The sequence below is a fragment of the Thermomonospora sp. CIF 1 genome, from assembly GCF_001896795.1.
Taxonomy (GTDB): Bacteria; Actinomycetota; Actinomycetes; order Streptosporangiales; family Streptosporangiaceae; genus Thermomonospora; species Thermomonospora curvata.
The window spans coordinates 178,785-197,147 of the sequence record NZ_MOYN02000026.1 but is presented as its reverse complement, the minus strand read 5'-3'; the positions used below and the strand labels follow the sequence as shown (position 1 = coordinate 197,147).

Annotated in this window: 14 protein-coding genes; 7 read left to right on the top strand and 7 right to left on the bottom strand. The window is 69.5% G+C overall.

Annotation, left to right across the window (positions count from 1 at the left end):
• Window positions 1-36 precede the first annotated feature (36 nt).
• From BUE48_RS23380 to BUE48_RS23370, 3 genes are all read right to left on the bottom strand, one after another.
• On the bottom strand, window positions 37-2,025 hold the full coding sequence (locus BUE48_RS23380; protein WP_012855006.1) for a proton-conducting transporter transmembrane domain-containing protein: 1,989 nt from the start codon (window positions 2,023-2,025) through the stop codon (window positions 37-39).
• Window positions 2,022-2,498, bottom strand: a complete 477-nt coding sequence (locus BUE48_RS23375) for an NADH-quinone oxidoreductase subunit B family protein (protein WP_012855005.1) — start codon at window positions 2,496-2,498, stop codon at window positions 2,022-2,024. The genes BUE48_RS23380 and BUE48_RS23375 overlap by 4 nt, the downstream gene beginning before the upstream one ends.
• Before the next feature lie 235 nt (window positions 2,499-2,733).
• Window positions 2,734-3,075 (bottom strand): ArsR/SmtB family transcription factor, encoded by a 342-nt coding sequence (locus tag BUE48_RS23370; protein ID WP_012855004.1) that lies wholly within the window; start codon window positions 3,073-3,075, stop codon window positions 2,734-2,736.
• 220 nt (window positions 3,076-3,295) lie between these two features.
• Here BUE48_RS23370 and BUE48_RS23365 point away from each other — a divergent pair, with 220 nt between their 5' ends.
• The gene (locus tag BUE48_RS23365; protein ID WP_012855003.1) at window positions 3,296-4,078 is read left to right on the top strand and encodes a YwiC-like family protein; all 783 of its coding nucleotides are present in this window, start codon (window positions 3,296-3,298) and stop codon (window positions 4,076-4,078) included.
• 41 nt (window positions 4,079-4,119) lie between these two features.
• Window positions 4,120-4,326, top strand: coding sequence for a hypothetical protein (locus tag BUE48_RS23360; protein ID WP_148233105.1), 207 nt, complete (start codon window positions 4,120-4,122; stop codon window positions 4,324-4,326).
• 118 nt (window positions 4,327-4,444) lie between these two features.
• Here the strand turns inward: BUE48_RS23360 and BUE48_RS23355 are convergent, their stop codons facing one another.
• Both BUE48_RS23355 and BUE48_RS23350 read right to left on the bottom strand, forming a co-directional pair.
• Entirely contained in the window at window positions 4,445-4,999 is a 555-nt protein-coding gene (locus BUE48_RS23355) for a hypothetical protein (RefSeq protein WP_148233104.1), read from the bottom strand.
• Between the two features lie 88 nt (window positions 5,000-5,087).
• Window positions 5,088-5,768 (bottom strand): hypothetical protein, encoded by a 681-nt coding sequence (locus tag BUE48_RS23350; protein ID WP_148233103.1) that lies wholly within the window; start codon window positions 5,766-5,768, stop codon window positions 5,088-5,090.
• Window positions 5,769-7,723: 1,955 nt separating this feature from the next.
• Here BUE48_RS23350 and BUE48_RS23345 point away from each other — a divergent pair.
• The 4 genes from BUE48_RS23345 to BUE48_RS23330 all read left to right on the top strand — a co-directional run bounded on the left by BUE48_RS23345 (window position 7,724) and on the right by BUE48_RS23330 (window position 10,659).
• A complete protein-coding gene (locus BUE48_RS23345; protein WP_286991046.1) occupies window positions 7,724-8,581 on the top strand; it encodes a helix-turn-helix domain-containing protein in 858 nt (285 codons plus the stop codon).
• A gap of 25 nt (window positions 8,582-8,606) precedes the next feature.
• Window positions 8,607-8,816 carry a DUF397 domain-containing protein gene (locus BUE48_RS23340; protein ID WP_086014623.1) on the top strand — a complete coding sequence of 70 codons (210 nt, stop codon included), beginning with the start codon at window positions 8,607-8,609 and terminating at the stop codon, window positions 8,814-8,816.
• Between the two features lie 113 nt (window positions 8,817-8,929).
• On the top strand, window positions 8,930-9,313 hold the full coding sequence (locus tag BUE48_RS23335; RefSeq protein ID WP_286991045.1) for a DUF397 domain-containing protein: 384 nt from the start codon (window positions 8,930-8,932) through the stop codon (window positions 9,311-9,313).
• Window positions 9,314-9,627: 314 nt separating this feature from the next.
• Window positions 9,628-10,659, top strand: coding sequence for a ligand-binding sensor domain-containing protein (locus BUE48_RS23330; protein WP_286991044.1), 1,032 nt, complete (start codon window positions 9,628-9,630; stop codon window positions 10,657-10,659).
• A gap of 129 nt (window positions 10,660-10,788) precedes the next feature.
• On the opposite strand, the gene BUE48_RS23325 is transcribed toward BUE48_RS23330, so the two are convergent.
• Complete coding sequence (locus BUE48_RS23325) at window positions 10,789-11,604, bottom strand: protein phosphatase 2C domain-containing protein (protein WP_012854996.1); 816 nt, start codon at window positions 11,602-11,604, stop codon at window positions 10,789-10,791.
• Window positions 11,605-12,121: 517 nt separating this feature from the next.
• Here BUE48_RS23325 and BUE48_RS23320 point away from each other — a divergent pair.
• On the top strand, window positions 12,122-13,153 hold the full coding sequence (locus BUE48_RS23320) for an STAS-like domain-containing protein (RefSeq protein ID WP_286991043.1): 1,032 nt from the start codon (window positions 12,122-12,124) through the stop codon (window positions 13,151-13,153).
• A gap of 13 nt (window positions 13,154-13,166) precedes the next feature.
• Here the strand turns inward: BUE48_RS23320 and BUE48_RS23315 are convergent, their stop codons facing one another.
• Complete coding sequence (locus BUE48_RS23315; RefSeq protein ID WP_502694625.1) at window positions 13,167-18,224, bottom strand: DNA repair ATPase; 5,058 nt, start codon at window positions 18,222-18,224, stop codon at window positions 13,167-13,169.
• Between the last annotated feature and the right edge of the window lie 139 nt (window positions 18,225-18,363).

The window sequence follows — 18,363 nt, the reverse complement described above, 5'->3', positions numbered from 1 at the left end:
CCTCACCGCCGGGGCGGTTCACGTGGCGCCGGGCGCTCAACTCGTCACCGCCAAAACGATCAAGGTGACGGCGAACGCGGCGAAGCCGTAGCCCACATAGCGGTGCACGCTGCCGTTCGCCAGCTCGCGGGAGGCGCGGCCGACCCGGTCGGCCAGGGCGATGGCCGGGGCGTACAGCCGGTGCTCGATGCGGTCGGGCACGGCGGCCTGGAAGCGCACCCGGTTCACCAGGTACGCCGACTCCTTCACGTGTGTCACCTCCACGTCGCTTTCCGGGGCGAGCACGTCGTCGAAGACCCGCTGCAGCGGCTCGGCGAAGGAGGTGGCGGTGTACTCCATCCGCGCCGTCATCGGGCCGGCCCCGCAGTCCCACAGCCGGGCGGCGCGCCGGGCCCGCCGCAGCGCCAGCGCCCGCAGCACGGCCAGCAGCGCCGCCACCGTCACCGCCAGCGCGGCGGCGATCAGCACCGGAGACAGGGAGCTGGCGGCGGCGCGCAGGTACGCCCCGTCCGTCGCCGGGCCGCGGCCGGGCAGCACCTGCCCGGTCACCTCGGCGACGCCGGGCAGCACCAGCGTCGGCCCGAGCGCCAGCGCCACGCAGGCCGCGCCGGCCAGCGCCATCCCGGCCAGCATCGACGGCGGCGCCTCGTGCGCCCGTTCGGCCTCGGCGCTGCGCGGACGGGCCAGGAACCCGGTCCCCAGCGCCTTGACGAAGGTGGCCGCCGACAGTCCCGCGGTCAGCGCGACGGCCGCCACCGCCAGCGGCATCACCACCGCCGCCGAGACCCCGCCGTCCGGCAGGGAGCGGATCAGGCTCTGCAGCATCAGCCATTCGCTGACGAAGGCGTTGCCCGGCGGCAGCGCCGAGGCGCACAGCGCGCCGAGCGCGAACACGATCGTGGTCAGCGGCATCCGCTCGCGCAGCCCGCCCAGGGCGTCCAGGTCGCGGGTGCCGGTGCCGTGCAGCACCGACCCGGCCGCAAGGAACAGCAGCGTCTTGAACGCCGCATGGTTGATCACGTGCAGCAGCGCGGCGGCCAGCGCCAGGGCGGCCAGCGCGCGCTCGCCGGAGGCCTCGAAGAACCCGGCGGCGCCCACGCCGATCAGCACCAGCCCCATGTTCTCGGTGGTGGAGTAGCCCAGCAGCCGCTTGAGGTCGCTGGCCACGGCCGCCTGCAGGATGCCGTGCAGCGCCGAGAGCGCCCCGGCCGCCAGCACCACCAGCCACCACCAGCGCGGCCCGCCGCCCAGCAGGTCCAGCCCGACCCGGACGATGCCGTAGATCCCCATGTTGACCATGGCGGCGCTCATCAGCGCCGACACGTGGCTGGGGGCCTCGGGGTGGGCGCGCGGCAGCCACACGTGCAGCGGGACGATCCCGGCCTTGGAGGCGAACCCGGCGAAGGTCGCCAGGAAGACGCCGATGGCCAGGGCGCCGCCCGCGTCGGCCCGCCGCAGCTCGGCGAAGCTCTCCCCGCCGGCCGCGGCCGCGAACGCCACCAGCCCGCCCAGGATCGCCACCAGCCCCAGGTGGGTCAGCACCGCGTACCACACGCCCGCCGACCGCACCGCCGGGCGGGCCCGGTGGTCGGCCAGCACCAGCAGCAGCGAGGCGATCGCCATCAGCTCCCACAGCAGCAGGAACGTGCTCACGCTCGCCGCCGCGGGCACCAGCAGCAGCGCCGCCGCGAACAGCGGGACGAGGATCTGCGCGGTGCGGGGGGCGTGCCGGGCGTAACCGATCGAGTAGATCGCGGCGGCCGTGATGACCCCGCCGGTCACCGCGGTGAACAGCCCGCCCAGGGCGTCCAGCTCCAGCCGCACCCCCGCCAGCGGCAGCAGGTCCGGCAGCCAGGCGCTCCAGGTGCGGCCGGCCATGGCGGCGGCTCCGGCGGCCAGTGCGGCCGCACCCGCCCCGGCCAGCGCCGTCCCGGCCAGGGCCGACCGCACCCGGGCCGGCGGGATCGAAGCGAGCAGCGATGCGAGCGCGCACAGTGCCAGCGCGCCGGGGAACAGCAGGTTCATCGTCCGGTCAGACCCCGCAACGCCTTGGTGATGTCCTCGGGACGGGGCGGGCAGCCGGGCACCTCCACGTCCACCGGGACCACGTCACCGACCGCGCCGGCCACGCCGTAGGCGCCGGCGAACACCCCGCAGTTGCGGGCGCAGTCGCCCAGCGCGATCACCACTTTGGGCTCGGGGACGGCCTCGTAGGTGCGGCGCAGCGCGGTCTCCATGTTCCGCGTCACCGGCCCGGTCACCAGCAGCGCGTCGGCGTGCCGGGGGGAGGCCACCAGGCGCGCCCCGTAGCGCTCGGCGTCGTGGACGGGCCCGAACACCGAGGCGATCTCCAGTTCGCACCCGTTGCAGGACCCGGCGTCCACGTGCCGGATCTGCACCGACCCGGCCAGCTCGGGTTTGGGCGGCTTGTCCTTGGGCCGCGGGGGAGCCGGTTCGGCGACCCGCCCGGTCTTGCGGATCTTCTTCCAGAGGTTCACCGCTCCCCCTTCGCGCCCGTTTCCGGCATGAGTCGTCGCGGGCCGGCCGCGTTGCGGAACGTTCCGGCGGGGGAGGGCGTGGATGGGCCGACTCGGCGGATCTTGTTGGTCATCGGTGTCGCGGTGGTTCTTCGGGATGTGCCGGCGTGCCGTAGGAGCAGCGGGGTGTTACCGGGGGCGGACGGGGCCGTACCGGCGGGTCCGGCGGTCTGGCCGGTGCCGCGTGCCGGGCGGGTCACTGGTCTTCCTCCTCGGCGGCCTTCAGTTCGGCCAGCAGCTCCTCCCGGCTGGTGATCATCTCGGTGAGGATGCGCCGGGCCGCCCGCATCAGGTCGGCGATGTCGCTGGTGGACAGCTCGTAGACCACGGTGGAGCCCTCGCGGGTGGCGGAGACGATCCCCGCCCGGCGCAGCACCGCCAGCTGCTGGGACAGGCTGGAAGGTTCCACTTCGATCTCGGCCAGCAGATCCCGCACCGGCATGGGACCGCTTTGCAGCAGCTCCAGCACCCGGATGCGCACCGGATGGCCGAGGATGCGGAAGAACTCGGCCTTGGCCTGATACAGCGGCACCGGCACGCGGGTCAGCCCCTCTCGGTGGATGCAGGAAGTAGTGGAACCTTCACTCAATCAATTGAAGAATTCTTCAAGTCATCTTCCCGCGGCCCGAAGTCCGCTTCGTACGTTTTAAACCGTGATGTGCGTCACCGGTGATCGCCGGGGGGTGCCCCGGGTAACTGGAATCCGAGAGTCTAAATTAGAAGGAGCAGGTCCGTCCCACGACCCGAAGGGAGGCCCGGTGACCAGCGACACCGCTTCCACCCGGCCCGCAACCACCGCCTCCCCGCGCCGCGAACGCGGCAACGCGCGCAGGCGACGCGGCCAGTGGGTGCCGCCCCAGCACGGCGCCTGGGCGATGCTGATCGTCCCGTACCTGGCCGGCCTGATCGCCGTCGGCTTCACCTGGCCGCACCTGCCGCTGCTGGTGGCCTGGCTGGCCGGCTACCCCCTGTCGTACTTCGCGCTGCTGGCCGTCAAGACCCGCCGCTTCGCACGCTTCCGCCCCCAGATCCTGACCTTCGGCACCGCCGCCCTGCTCGCCGGCGGCATCACCGTGGCCGCCCGCCCCGCCCTGCTCTACTACGCCCCGCTGTTCGCCGTCGTCCTGGTGATCAACGGCCTCTTCGCCGCCCGCCGCGACGACCGCGCCCTGCTGAACGGCCTGGTCTCGGTGGCCGGCGCGATGCTCATCCTGCCGGTGGTCGCCACGGTCGCCGGCCGGCCGCCCACCGAGGTGATCGACGCCCTCATCGTCTCGTTCCTCTACTTCGCCGGAACGGTCTTCTTCGTCAAAACCTGCATCCGCGAGCGCGACAACCGCGCCATGCTGGTCGCCTCGATCACCTACCACGCCGCGGCCTTGGCCGCGGCCGCCTGGGTCCACCTCCTCTACGCCATCCCCTTCGGCCTGTACCTGGCCCGCTCCGTGATCGTCCCGGGCAAGAACCTCACCCCCAAGCACCTCGGCGTGATGGAGATCGTCAGCTCCGTCCTCCTGCTGGCCACCGTCGCCCTCACTTGACCGCGCCCGGGCCTTCGTCCTCAGCGAGCGCCTGCGCAGAGATGGTGATCACCCGGCTCAAGAACCACCACATGGTTGTTCCCTGCATTGAATCTTTTTCAGTGGATGCGGGTCTCGCAGGCCTGCGGCACGAGGACGGCCTTGGCGATGTGCCCGGCCCGGTGTGGGCGGCAACGAACCGGTGCAGGATGCGCCGGCTCCTTGACTGGGCGATCACCCGCTCGGCCGGGCTGCGTAACCGGGTGTGAGCCCCCTGGGGAGATGGGTGGTTGGTGGCAAGCAACCTGTCTACCAGGGGTTTCACCATGTTCAGAGCCGGCCGCTCAACCTGTGATCAGTACCCCCATCAAGCCCGCTGAAAAAGGCTCAGTATTCCGGTGTCCAGAGCTGTCCCTCGCCGAAGAGGAACGGCGAGTGCATGTCGAGGTCCGCTGGGATGACGTCGGTGATCTTCAGTCGTGCGACCCGGCCCAGGTCGGTCACCACGCAAAATATCTCTCCCTTGAAGATCCCGGCCTCCTTGAATGTTTTTTCGGTGTGGCTGGGTATGTGGTCGCCGGTGACCTCCGGCGGTCCTTTGTGTGCGGCGTCGTAGCAGTCGAATGGGTTGTCTGCTCGTCCTTCCCTGACCCAGGAGACGAATGAGTTGATGGCCGCGGACTTCAGCGCCTCGTGTGTGGTGCGGCTGCAGCCGACATGCTCGTACTTGATGTCGGGGATTCCCGGCTTGGGGTCGGGGTGCGCGCCGATGTTGTCGAGGTCTATCTTTTCGGGTTTTTTGCTGCAGTCCCAATAGGTGAAGGTGTGTGAGAAGCCCCAGGTGAAGTGTTCTGGTTCCGAGTACGACTCGGCACGCGGGGCGGGGCCGGGCGGCTCGTCGGGACCGCTCGTGCAGGCGCTCACGGTGCTCGAAGCCGTCACCAGCGCGAGAAGGAGGCCACTGCGGAGCCGTCGCCTTCTGCTCGCTTTGTGTCCCGTCGGTTTTTCCCCTGCCATGGACCAGCCTCGATCAGTCGGTCTCTTCCCAGATTAGCGCAGTTCCGCTCATCGTCGTTATGACGCCGTGGATTCCGTCCTCACCGAGAGTGAGGTCCTCGATCTCTGCGCGGACGATTCGACCCTGATCGGTGACCAGGCAGAATGCGTTGCCGGGAAGCACCCGAAGGGCTTTGCGGGTGTCAGGACGCAGGTACGACGGCAGCGCCCCGGTTATGGCCGCGGTGCGGCAGCTGATGGGATCTGTCGCCTGTCCTTTGAGGACTATACCTCCGTGTCCTTCCTCGGACGTGTACAACCGGGTGTTCTTCGAGCACACCGAGTGCACCACGTAAGCGAGATCGCTCACTTGAGGTTCGCTGTCGTCGATGGCCGCGTCGAAATCGATTTCGCTGGGATGTACCCTGACGAGGCCACCGCACCCGTCATCGTGGTATTGCAGCGTCCACGGAACTGTGACCGGTTCTTTATAGGCCAGCTTGGGGTTTTTGTCTCGTACCCCTATAGCGGAGGGCGTCGCTTTGCTCGGAGCAAGGTTCGACGGTGGCCTTTCACGTGAAGGGGGTTCCGGATCTTTGGGGGAAGGGGGGGAGAGTGCAAGCCATGTGCCAATGGTACCGAGAGTTCCCACGATGAGACCGAGAATGGCCACGATGATATTGATGAGCTCGAATCTCCCAGTCGCTCGCCCCACGGAAACAGGATAACTCGGCAATCCAAAACTTTATGCGATTGGATGCGGTTGGCGGGGTTTGTGTGGCGAACCGGGGCGGGTGCGTGCCGCGCGGCTTCCTGCCAGGACGGTGCGTCGGGGCCGGTCTCTTCCGCTTCAACGCAGGTCAGAGGGGTTAGGAGCCAGCAGGCGTTTTCGCTGCACAGTCCCTGCTTCGGGGTGCGAGGGGCTGCCTTCGGAAGGCTCGACGGCCGGCGGACCGTCCCGCTTTCGGGGCTGTGGATCGGGAGGCCGTGGGATGAGTGGCGTGGCCGCTTCCGGACAAGCTGCCGGAGGCCACCGGAGCGGACACCGGCCGGGAGGACCAGAGCGTCATCGGGATGGCTGCCGCCTATGCCAGGCGCGTCCCGGACGGGGATCGCGATCTGAGGATCGGAGCCATCAGGAGCAGGGAGCGCCGGGGAATGACTCTCGCCTCTGTCTGTTTTTCCGTCCCCGCAAGGACACCGATGCCGATGTCCTCATCGTGTACTCGCCCACGGAGCTACTGGAGATACTCACCAGCCGGTCAAGGAAGACGGCGAACAGCATGGATGCTGTGCGAGCTGCCGGACTCTTATGCGGGCTGCCCGTTCCTTCAACGCCCCTGCGTTGAGGACGGCAGAACAGACGGGGCGGCGAACTCGGTGGCTGCCTGCAAAGCGGGCAATGTTGTCGGCGGGGTGCGTGCGATGAACGCGCTGAGCCCGGACCTGAACGCTCCGTACGACGAGGAGTTCGGTGACGACTCCGCTTCCGCCAAGGCATGGACGGGGATTGCGGCTTGCTCGTGGCCGAGGGATGACGGGGAAGCGCCGGTGCCGGGCGAGCCGCCGCGGCGGTCTGAATCCGGCTCCGGCAGCGGGGCGGTGATGCGGTCTTGCACGGGCGGTGCGGCGGCGGTTTGAGCCGGTTCGGTGTGGGCGGTCATCGGGTTCTCCTAGTGGTCGGTCGGGGCGGTTGCAGCGGGCGGGCTGGACGGGATCCGCTGGGCGGTCACGTGGGCGGCCGTGGCGGGTTTTGGCGGACGGACGGGCAGCGGGTGCTCTTGCATGAAGGCCGGTGTCGGTGGCTGTCCGGGATGCCGTGGCCGTGCGGTGGGTGGCGGCGTGGGGTCGGGGCGGCTGTCCAGGGTGGTGTGCGTTGAGGCGGCGGTATCGGGCGTGTCCTGAGGGCCGGAGTGGTGGTGCGGCGGTCCGCTGCCGGCTTGGGAGGCGGGGGTGCCCGGCCGGGTTTTGGTGAAGCGGCGGATGGTGTGCCGGTGGTCCGGTTCGGATCGGTGGGCGGATGAGCGATGCGATGAGGACCTGGCCCGGCCTGAGTGACGGAGCAGTGGTGCGAGCCGGTTCGGACGGGTGTGGTGCTTCGGCTCGGACTGGAAAGTGTGCGGGGACGCAGTGGGAGGGCTTGGCTCGGTTTGTGGGGCGGGAGGGGAGGCTGGCTGAGGACTCCGCTCGGCCCGAGCGGTGGGAAGAGCGGTGTGGTGGCGGCCCGGCCCGACGCGGGGGACATGCCGGGCGGTGGGACGGTCATCTGGTCTGCTCCAGGGGACGGGGTGATGGCCCGGCTCGGATCGCCGGGCGGCGGGGCGGCGGCTGGGTCTTGTGCGGGAACCGGGCGGAGGGAGGCGTGGGACTGTGCGCGATGGGCGGATGCGGGGTGCGGGGCGGTGACAGGCGCAGGGGACGGGGTGAAGGGCTGATGGAACGGGGGCGGATCGTGCCTATCGCCGGTGCGGCGCCTCGTGATCATGCGGAACTTCCTGGAATCGTCGCCTTCAGCGCACCAGAAACCATCCGGATTCCTTGAAATCCGGACACGTAGAGCGCTGGTCTCGCTACACTCCGAGTTTGAGGAATGGCAGTGATCGTTAGCAATGCATTCATTGGAACTAGTTCCAATTTCTTAAGTTCCCTATCGGCCATAGGGGGAGCAGCGTGGCAAAACGGACGAGCCCTACGGTGCGCCGGCGCAGACTGGCGGCCGAGCTGAAGCGGCTTCGCAAGGAGGCGGGTAAGACACGAGAAGAAGTGGCCGACTTCGTGGCGTGCGCTCCGGCCACCATCACCAAGATCGAATCAGCGGCGACCACCGCCCCGCCGGCCTACGTGGCCCGGATGCTGGAGCTGTACGGCGTTGACGGCGCGGAGAAGGAAGCCTGGCTGGTCATCGCCAAGCAGGCCCGCAAACGCGGCTGGTGGCAGTCCTACAACGACGCCATCCCCAACTGGTTCTCGGTGTACGTCGGCCTGGAGCAGGAGGCCAGCAAGATCCGCGAGTACGAGTGCGAGATCATTCCCGGCCTGCTCCAGACCGAGGGCTACATTCGGGCTGTAATGGATGCCGCTCCTACGATTCCGTCAGATGAAGAGGTGGAGCGTCGGGTCGCCGTCCGGCTCAAGCGGCAAGAACTGCTCGAGAACGGGGATGCGCCCGATGTGTGGGTCATCCTTAACGAAGCCGCCGTCCGCCGAGAGGTCGGAGGTCCTGAGGTGATGCGTGAGCAGCTCGCTCACCTCGTGGAACTCTCCCAGCTCAATACGGTGACGCTTCAGGTTCTGCCCTTCAGCGCAGGAGCGCATCCTGCTCTACAACACGGATTCACCATCCTGGGATTCGCTGAACCCGCCGATCCGGACGTCGTGTACGTTGAGTATGCGACAGGTGGCTTGTATCTGGAGCTACGCTCCGAAGTGGACATCTACGGGACCTACTTCGATCACTTGCGTGCCAAGGCGCTTGCGCCGGATGAGTCACGCAGGTTGATCATGGAGCTATCCCAACAGGTGTCCTAGTTGCAGGGACGGAAGGAAAGGCAAGGTGCCCCCGGTGGACCTCTCCCACGTCGCCTGGCGTAAGAGCCGACGCAGCCACAACGGTGGTCAGAACTGCGTTGAGATCGCCGATGCCGGACGGGCAGTTGCTGTGCGGGACAGCAAGGACCCGGGCGGCGGGAGGTTGGTGTTCTCGCGGAGTCAGTGGCGCGTTTTCGCTGAGCGAGTCAAGAACGGTGACTTCGATCTGAGCTGACCCGTCGTTTCGTGGTGCCGGGCCGCCTCTTGGGGGGTCGTCTGTGTCTCAGGTCGGGTGTGGGGGCATATGCACACTGACCGAGGTCGGAAACCCCCAGGAGTGCCGTCCAAATGATCGACTTGTCAGACGCTGCTCGGCGTAAGTCCAGCCGCAGTGGCATCGGGGATGACTGCGTAGAGGTCACCTCCATCCTCTGGCACAGATCCAGCCGAAGCCACACCGGCGACAACTGTGTAGAGATCGCTCCTGTTCACTGGCGTAAGTCTCGCTGGAGCGGTCCCAGGGGCAATTGTGTGGAGGTCGCCTCTGTCGCTTGGCGGAAGAGTCGGCGCAGCTACAACGGTGGCGCCAACTGCGTTGAGGTCGCCGACGCTGGGCAAGGGATCGCTGTACGCGACAGCAAGGATCCGGACGGTGGGAGGCTGGTGTTCTCGCGGGGGCAGTGGCGTGTCTTCGCCGAGCGGGTCAAGGGCGGCGAGTTCGACTTGAGCTGAGCTGCTGCTCTGCGGCGTCAGGCCGGTCCTTTGAAGAGGTGCTTCTGTGTCTCTGGCCTGTTTCCCGGGGGCCGGGGCACAGGTTGCCGAAGGGAGTCGCGTCTGCGCCGGTCGCTTTCTGCGCGGGCGGTGGCATGTCCGGTGAGCGTCCCTGCGCCTGGTAGTGGTGTCACCGCTTCCGTGTCGTCGGGATGCCCTGCGCTCTGTGTGCGCCCTTCTTGTGGTTTTCCTGCACTGGGCTTTTTGGCAGGTTCGGATTCCTTCTAAGATCGGCTGGCTTGGGAGGAATCGTGGAACTTCACGGACGGAGAGCGATGAAGGGCGCCGGCAGGGTCGGGCTGGCCGGATGCCTGGTGGCCGGGGCCGTGGGGCTGGGCGTGCCCGCCGCGGAGGCGGCGCCTGCGCCCGGGTGGCGGGTCGTCAAGAAGGTCAGCGCCAAGGGCGAGTTCCAGAGCGTGGCCGCGGTCTCGGCGAAGCGGGCCTGGGCGGTGCTGAGCGCGCCGATGGACGGCAACGGGGCGGCCGCGCTGCTGCGCTGGAACGGCAAGAAGTGGAGCAAGCAGAAGCTGCCCGCCTCCTACAGCCGTTATGCGCTCGGCGGCGTCGAGGCGACCTCGGCCAACAACGTGTGGCTGTACGGGGTGGGCAAGGGGCACAAGCCCTTCCTGGCCCGCTGGAACGGCAAGACCTGGAAGAAGGTTCCGGCGCCGCTCAAGCCCTACCAGAAGGTGACCTCGCTGCTGGTGCGCGGCCCCAAGAACGTGTGGTTCTTCACCCACGAGGGAGGCGCGGGCCACTACAACGGCACCAAGTGGCGGACCTACAAACTCGACATGGAGCCGGTGGACTCGGCCGCCCACGGCGGGACCGTCTGGGTGGCCGGCTACGAGCCCGAGCAGCGGCTGCCCCGCATCGCCGTGTGGAAGGGCGGCAAGTGGACGTACGCCGCGCTCCCCAACGGCGAGACGGCCGGTTTCGTCTCCGGCATCACCGCCTTGGGCCCCAAGAAGGTCCGGGCGGTCGGTGACGACGGCAGCCGGGGCGCCCTGTACTCCTGGGACGGCGGCAAGTGGAAGGTCACCCGGGCTCCCGGCACGTCGCTCAGGAGCGTCGTCCCCGACGGCTCCGGCGGGCTGTGGGCGTCCTCGCGGAAGGGCGGGGTGTACCGCTACAAGGGCGGCAAGTGGACTCGCGCGTCCATCAAGGGCGGCGGCAAGAGCAAGCACCCCTTGGTCCTGGTGGACCTGGCCCGCATCCCCGGCACCAAGGCGTCGGTGTGGGCGGTCGGCGGCCACTACGGCGGCCGGTACTTCACCGACGACCTCATCTTCAAGTACGGCAAGTGACCCTTGCGCCCTGGGCGCCCCTCAGCGGGACGCCCAGGGCCGGGGCACCGCCCGGCGAACCGGGCGCATGCGGTGAGCCGGCCGGCTCTGGGAACCAAGGGGCGGCGAACCCCAGACGAGGACCGCCGGTCAGACCTCGACCAGCACCGCCGCGACATCGTCGGATCTCTTGAACTTGCCCGGCACGGAAGCCGCCGCGTTCTCAAAGGCCCGCAGTTCGGCGATCACCGCCTCGAGCCCCTTGCCCAAGCAGGCGTCGAGCAGTGCCGGCCAGCCGGGGAAGAGCCGGTATTCGGTCACGGCCCGCGCCAGCCCGTCCGTGCACAGCAAGACGACCAGTCCGGCACCGCGCCGGGGCACCAGGAGGGAATGGGCGAACAGGTTCCCCTCCGGATGCCCGGAGAAGACCGACTCGCCGTTGATCCCCCGGATGTACTCGGCACGCCGCCGGTACATCGCCGAGGTGATCTCCTCCGCCGTCAATTCGAGGGTCTTGGCCCGCTCGACCGCCGCTGCCTCCCGTGCGTCGAAGAATCCCGTGCTGACCTCCAGCTCCAGCGAGCCGCCGCGCAGGAAACCGACCGCGTCCCCCACCCGCACGATCTCCACGAAGCCCGGACGGACCACCAGCAGCGCCAGCGAGCAGCACGGATGCTGCCGCATCTCCCGCAGGTCATAACGGGCCAGCTCGGCGGCGATCTCGGCTTGCAGCTCGCTCAGCAGGCCGGTCCCCGACACGACGGAACCGGCGGCGCCGCGCTCCCGCAGAGCCTCGTGCACCCGGTCCACCAGCCAGTGCACGTTCGACGCGGCGGGAAGGTGCCGCTCGTTCCGGAAGTCCGAAGCACCGTCGATGACCCAGGCGAGGTTCCCCGCCGCCCCGAACCTGTCCTCAGAGAGCCTGCCGGACGCACCGGGCAATCCCGCCGAATCGATGAGCCTCACGGCTGCCACCTTTCCACGAAACCCGGGACGGACGGTTCTGGCTGTGGGATGCGGCTCGGATGAGCTGGACGGCGAGCCGGTGTGTTCTCTCGGGATGAACGGCGTGTCTTCGCCGAGCGGATCAAGGGCGGCGCCTTCGACCTGAGCCGGCCTGGCAGTGGATCGGTGTCACCGTCCGGTGCGGTCGGCGGGTCGGGGCCGGCGAGGACGGTATGGGTGAGGCCGTGCGTCGGTTCCGGGGTAAGCAGGCCGCAAACCCCGGCCCACGCCCCCGTTGACGTCGGCCACGGCACGTGGATGCTCATTCCCGTTCCGGCTGGTGGCTGGCCACTGTCGCTCATCCCTGCTCTTCACCGGTCAGTGGCGTTCATGAGACGGGAGGTCATCAAGCCCAAAAACTACAGTGTCCTGTAGATTTTGGGCTGAACTTGTGGAAATGCTGTAAGATCCGGGGGGTAATGGGATGAGAATCTGCAGTCGCCTGTAGGTTCCGGCTGCGAGTTCGTGTGGAGGATCGGTGACTGCCGACAGGGTCAGGATCTCTGAACTGGCCAAGGAAGTGGGCCTGTCCCCAAGTCGGCTGCGTCAGTTGGCCGACAGCGGAGTGATACCGTCCGAGCGTACCCCTGGTGGACACCGTCTGTTCGATGTCGCTGCGGTCCGGGCCGCACTGGCGAGACGGAGCCTGGGAACGGCTGTGAAACCTGCAGGTGGCCTGGGTGCTCCGAGCTGGCAGCGCAGGCTCGGCCTGCTGGGACTGGCGGAAGACCGAGTGTGGCAACAGATCGCGGCCGGCTTCGATCTCGATACCGACAGTCCCGCCTGTCACATCTTCCGCTACGCCTTCATGGAGATGCTCAACAACGCCATCGACCACTCGCAGGCGGAACATGTGGATATCACTTGGTGGATCACCGACGACCTGTGGGCCTTTGAAGTCAGCGATCCTGGAGTCGGTGCTTTCACACGCTTGCGTGAAGGGCTCGAACTCCACGACGAGTTCGAAGCCGTGCAAGAGCTGACCAAGGGCAAACGCACGACGGATCCTGCTCGGCACACCGGAGAGGGCATCTTCTTCACGTCCAAGGCCGTCGACCTCTTCCAGCTGACTTCTCGGGGGGTGCGGTGGACGGTGGACAACCTGCGGGATGACGTCGCACTGGGAATGATCGAGGAGGCTCCGGGGACGACGGTGTTCTGCCAGATCGACCCCAGGACCGATCGTCGGCTCATTGACGTCTTCCAACGTTTCACCGAGGGGCACTCCTTTGTGCGCACCCGGCCCACTGTGAAGTTGTTCGGCCTGGGGTTGACCTTCGTCTCTCGCAGTGAGGCCCGGCGGTTGCTCGATGGCCTCGACCGGGACTTCGAGGAGATCGAGGTCGACTTCTCGGGGGTCACGGACGTCGGTCAAGGCTTCGTCGATGAGCTGCTGCGGGTCTGGCCGTCCGCGCACCCGGGCAAGAAGGTCATCCCGGTCAACATGAATCCGGCGGTCGAATTCATGGTGCGGCGAGGGCTGGCGCGGTTCTCCGACGACGGCCGGTAAGGCGCCCGGCGGGTCAGGGGCGGCGGTGCCTGCCCTCGGCGGCGGTCAGGCGGCCGCCGGCGCGGTGGATGGCCTGTTCGACGCCGCCGACCCGGTCGGCCAGCAGGCCCAGGGCGCCGACGGCGCGGGTGACGGCGTCGTCGCCCTCGCCGCCCAGGGCCTTGGCGCGCTGGTAGGACTGTTTGATCTCCTGCCAGCGGGCGGCCTGGCCGGGGGTGAGGGTGCCGCGCAGCTCGGCCAGTTTGAGGAGGTTGGCCTCGGCGCCGGAGGCCAGGGTCTGCGCCTCGCCCAGGTAGTGGTCGTCGATGAGGGCGTTCAGCTCGGCGTCGTTCATCACCGGGACGATGCGTTCGGCGAGCTTGTTCATGTTGCGGTAGGAGCCCTGCAGCTGGAAGGGCGGCTCGGTGCGGGACTCGTCCGACTGGGCGGCCGAGGCGATGTAGGCCTGGTTGACCGCCAGCACGACCTGCTGCACCCGCAGCAGCTTGGCCAGCACCGAGACCATCTGGTCCAGCTCGACCCGCGAGTAGGGGTGGGAGAGCCGGTCGGGACGGACCGTCTCGTCGCCCCTGGCCAGGCGGATCAGCAGCTCCAGGTCGCCGCGGTCGCGGGTGGACAGCGGGGCCAGCACGGGGTTGGAGGTCAGCGCGTTCTCGATGTAGCTGAGGGCGAACAGGTCCTCCTTGCCCGACAGCACATCGCCCAGGTTCCACACGTCCGCCCGGTTGGCCAGCATGTCGGGGATGCGGAAACGCTTGCCGGCCTCGGTGTAGGGGTTGCCGGCCATGCACACCGCAAAGCGCTTGCCGCGCAGGTCGTAGGTGCGGGTGCGGCCGTTCCAGACGCCCTCCATGCGGCGCTGGGCGTCGCACAGCGAGATGAACTTCTGCAGCAGCTCGGGGTTGGTGTGCTGGATGTCGTCCAGGTACAGCAGGGTGTTGTTGCCGCACTCCAGGGCGAAGGAGATCTTCTCCACCTCCTGGCGGGCGGTGGCGCTGGGGGCCTCGGCCGGGTCCAGCGAGGTCACCGAATGCCCCAGGGCCGGGCCGTTGACCTTGACGAACATCAACCCCAGCCGGCTGGCCACGTACTCCATCAGCGTGGTCTTGCCGTAGCCGGGCGGGGAGATCAGCAGCAGCAACCCCATCTGGTCGGTGCGCTTGGCGTCCCCGGCCGCGCCCAGCTGTTTGGCCAGGTTGTCGCCGATCAGCGGCAGGTACACCTCGTCCAGCAGGCGGTTGCGGACGAACGCGCTCATCACCTGCGGCTGGTACTCCTCCAGCCGCAGCCGGGCCCGCTCGCGCGCCACCAGTTCGCTGCGCCGCCTGGCGTAGGCGCGGTAGGCGGGGACGCGTTCGGTGCGGAAACGCCGGATGCGGGTCAGCGCCTCGTCGATGCGCAGCTCCATGCGCCGGTCGGTGATGCGCGGGTGGGTGCCCAGCAGCCCTTCCACGGTGGCGGTCAGCGTGGCCGAGGAGTCGTAGCGGGGCACGGCGGCGCCGCACAGCTCGATGGCGATGGCCTCCGGCAGGTCCATCTCCAAGCCCGCGGCCTCTTCGCCCCGGGAGGCCAGATAGGCCCGCAGCCACGCCTCGGCGAGCTGGTGGCGGGCGGCCAGGTCGTCGCCCAGGGCGCGCAGGTCGTCTTCGAAAGCGGACAGGGACCGGGAGCCGCCGCCGCCCAGCGCCCGGCGGAACCGCTCCAGCAGCGTCCGGGCGCCCGCCCCGGTGACGAAACCGGCCGGGGACGAGCCCAGCTCTTCGAACAGGTACTCCCCGGCCAGCGGATCGTCCGGCCGTGACGAGACGGCCAGACCGTGGCCGGTGACGAAGGCCGCGATGGCGTCGGTGAGCTCCCGGCACAGCTCGGCGATGGCGGGGGCGGAGCCGAAGGCGGCGCGGGCGCGGGCCAGCGATGCGGCCCGGCGGCCCCAGCGGGTGCGGGCGGCCTCGTCGGTGCCGTGCGCCCAGAACAGCTGGGCGGCGGCGCGGGCGGACGGCGGGTAGCGCAGCAGCCCGGCGGCCGAGTGCAGCCGCAGCAGGGCGTGCAGGATCAGCGCGGCGTCATGGTCGTGGACGCCCCGCTCATAGCCCTCGTCGTAGCGGGATCCGGCGATGCGGCGGACGACCTCCAGCAGCGCGCCGCCCTCGTCCACCGCGGCCTCGTGCAGGGCCTCCAGCGACAGCCCGTCCTCACCGGCCTCGGCCATGGCCAGGATGGAGGCGGCCAGGTACTCGGCCCGGTAGACGTCCGGGGACTCCGACACCAGCGGCTGGTCCCAGAAGTCGCGGGTGGCCTGGAACTCCTCATCGGTCACCGGCGCCCGGTAGTCGGTGCCGGTGATCGCGTACGCCATGCCGCCCTCGTGCGGGACGAGCGTCAAGTCGATCGGCTGGGTGTTGACGGCGAAGCGGTGCCGGCCCAGCCGGATGGTCTCCCCGCCGTCGGCGAACAGGTCCTGGCGGTCGCGCAGCGCCCGCCCGGCCTCCTGGCGGGCGGCCTTGATGCGGCCCTCCAGCTCCTCGGCGCGCACCGCATCGCCCAGTTCCCGCAGCTCGGCGGCGACCTGGCGGAGCTTGGCCACCATCGGGTCGGCGGCGAAGTAGGTGTTGATCTCATCCAGGGACGACAGGGCCGCCAGGCGGCGGCGCACCCCGGCCAGGGTGCGTTCGGCGGAGGCGGCCAGCCGGTCGGCGCGGCGGGCCCGCTCGTCCAGCAGCGCCTGCTTGCGGGAGGAGAACGCCTCGTAGACGTCTTCGCGCTTGGCGGCCAGCTCGGCGAGGAAGTCGTCGAAGTCGCCGAACCGGGCCTCCAGGTTCTCCAGGTGCAGCATCAGCCGGCCGAGCTGCTCGTCGCAGCGTTCGGGGGTGTCGGCGACCGCCAGCGCCCCGGTGACCGCCTGCCCCAGCAGCGCGAACTCGGCGGCGAACGCGGCGCGTCCCTCACTGGCCAGAAGCTCGCGGCGGCGGCCCTCCAAGGCGGCGCGGGCCCGGTTGACGCCGCCGAGGACCTCGCCGATGCGTTCCAGGATGCGGGTGCGCACGGTGGCGTCGGCGATCTCCAGGGAGCCGACCACCTCGGTGACGGTCTCCAGCGCCGCCGACCGCTGCGCCAGGCGCTCGCTCAGCGGTTCGGCGGCGGCCGCGGTGGCGATCTGGGACGCCTCGGCGGCCAGGCGTTCGATCTCCTCGTGGTAGCCGGTGAAGGCGTCCTCGCCCTGCAGGAACGCCACCGCCCGCTGCCCGGCGGAGGCCAGCTCGGTCTCCAGCGCGGTGTTCAGCTCCTCCAGCCGCTCGGTGTCGGCGTAGCGCATCTCGCGCAGCGTCACCAGGCGGCCCTGCTCGCGGCGCAGCGCGGCGAGCAGGCCCACCCACTCGTCGGCGGTCTTGGGGGCCTCGCCCCGCACCGTCCGGATCAGCGAGGCGACCTCGGCGGCGGCCTCCTCCACCGCCTGGGCGGCCTGCGCGGTCAGCGCCTGGACCTTCTCGAACTCCTCCAGCACCTGCTCGGCCGCCGACCGCACCGCCGTCAGCGGCTCCCGCAGGTCGCCCAGCTCCGCCTCGCCCAGCCAGTGGTAGCGGTCGAACACCCGGGTGCAGGCGGCGATCAGCCCTTCGTAGACCGCGGTGGACGGGGCCATCTCCGCGACCATCCGCGCCACCGACAGGCAGTCGGAGATGCCGCGCACCAGCTCGGCGTTGCCCACCCGCTCCAGCGGGCCGGTGCCCACCGGCTGGGCGGCGGCGTAGGCGTCCGACAGGTACGGCGTCTGCCACACCTGCATCGGGTGGACGCGGGTGGGCTCGTCCGACAGGGCGCGGAACACCACCAGCGTGCCGTCGTCGAACAGCGAGTAGCCGTGGCACGACAGCGGCGCGGCGACCTCCTTGCGGATCACGTTGTAGGGCAGCAGCAGGGAGCGGCCCTCGGCGCGGGCGTGGAAGACGTACAGCACGTCCTCGCCGTTGGTGGAGCGGATGACGCGCTCGAACTCCAGGCCGGTGACGTCGGTGTCGAAGGTCTTCACCGCGCCGGTGGTCAGGTAGTAGCCGCCCGGGAAGATCAGGCCGTGGTCCTCGGGCAGGCGCCGGCAGGCCTGGCCGATGCCGTCCAGGCGCACCACGTCCTTGGTGCGGGTGTTGAAGACCAGGTGCCGCCACTCGGTCTCGTTGTAGGGGCGGATGCGCAGGCAGATCAGCGAGCCGACGCGGGCGTAGTGGACGTCGGCGTCGGCCAGGCTCTGCAGGGGGTCTTCGACCGGTTCCTCGTAGACGCCCTGGCCGGTCTCGGTGTTGTTTTCGATCTTGATGGTGAGGGTGCCGCCGATCGTCTCCACGAACACCTCGTCCTCGATGGAGATGTGCGGGTGGCGGCCCGGCACGTGGTGCTCGCGGGTGGTCTCGATCCACTCGAAGTCGTGCGAGGGCGGGAAGACGTGGTCGCGTTCGCCCCGGTCGTCGATGTACTGAACGGTGCCGTCGGTGCCGATCTGCCAGCGCAGCACCCGGATGTCGCCAAGGCGCGCCCCGGTCTGGAAGACCGCCAGCAGCTTGTCCTCCAGCCGCCGCAGCTGCATCAGCCGGGTGTCGCGGTAGTAGCGGTACAGGTCGGCGAAGTCCTTGAGGAAACGCGGGTCGCGCAGCAGCCCCGGGACCTGCTCGGGGTCCACCTCATCGAACCGGAAGGCGTCCCCGTCGCGGGTGAAGCGGTGCAGGGAGAAGACGTCATCGACCGTCGTCTCCGGCTTGAGCCCGATGAAGACGTTGTAGCCGAACAGCATCAGGCCCGACTGGCCCGTGGTCTCGCCCTCCAGCGGCACCGCGGTCCCCGAGACCGGCACGATGTCGCGCGGCACGCAGTTGTTGTCGGTGCGGATCCGCTCGGTGCCCAGCAGCCGCAGCTCGGTGCCGCCGAACACCTCGATCCGGCGGGCGTTGAGCGCCTCGGCCCGCCGCGCCAGCTCGGCGGCCTGCTCGGTCAGCCGGGCCCGCAGCACCTCGTAGGTGCCGGTGTCCATCTCGGCGGGACGCTCGCCCGCGTCCACGGGCGCAACGTCGGCGGTCTCCGTCACGAAGTCCTCCTCGCTGGTGTGCGGCGGGCGTTCTGCGGGCTTTTCCCGGGCGGACGGCGGGTGCTCCCGGGCGGGCCCGCCGGGGGCACCGGTCCGGCCGGAGCACGGGCGGGTGCTGCGGGCGGACGAGCCGCCCGCA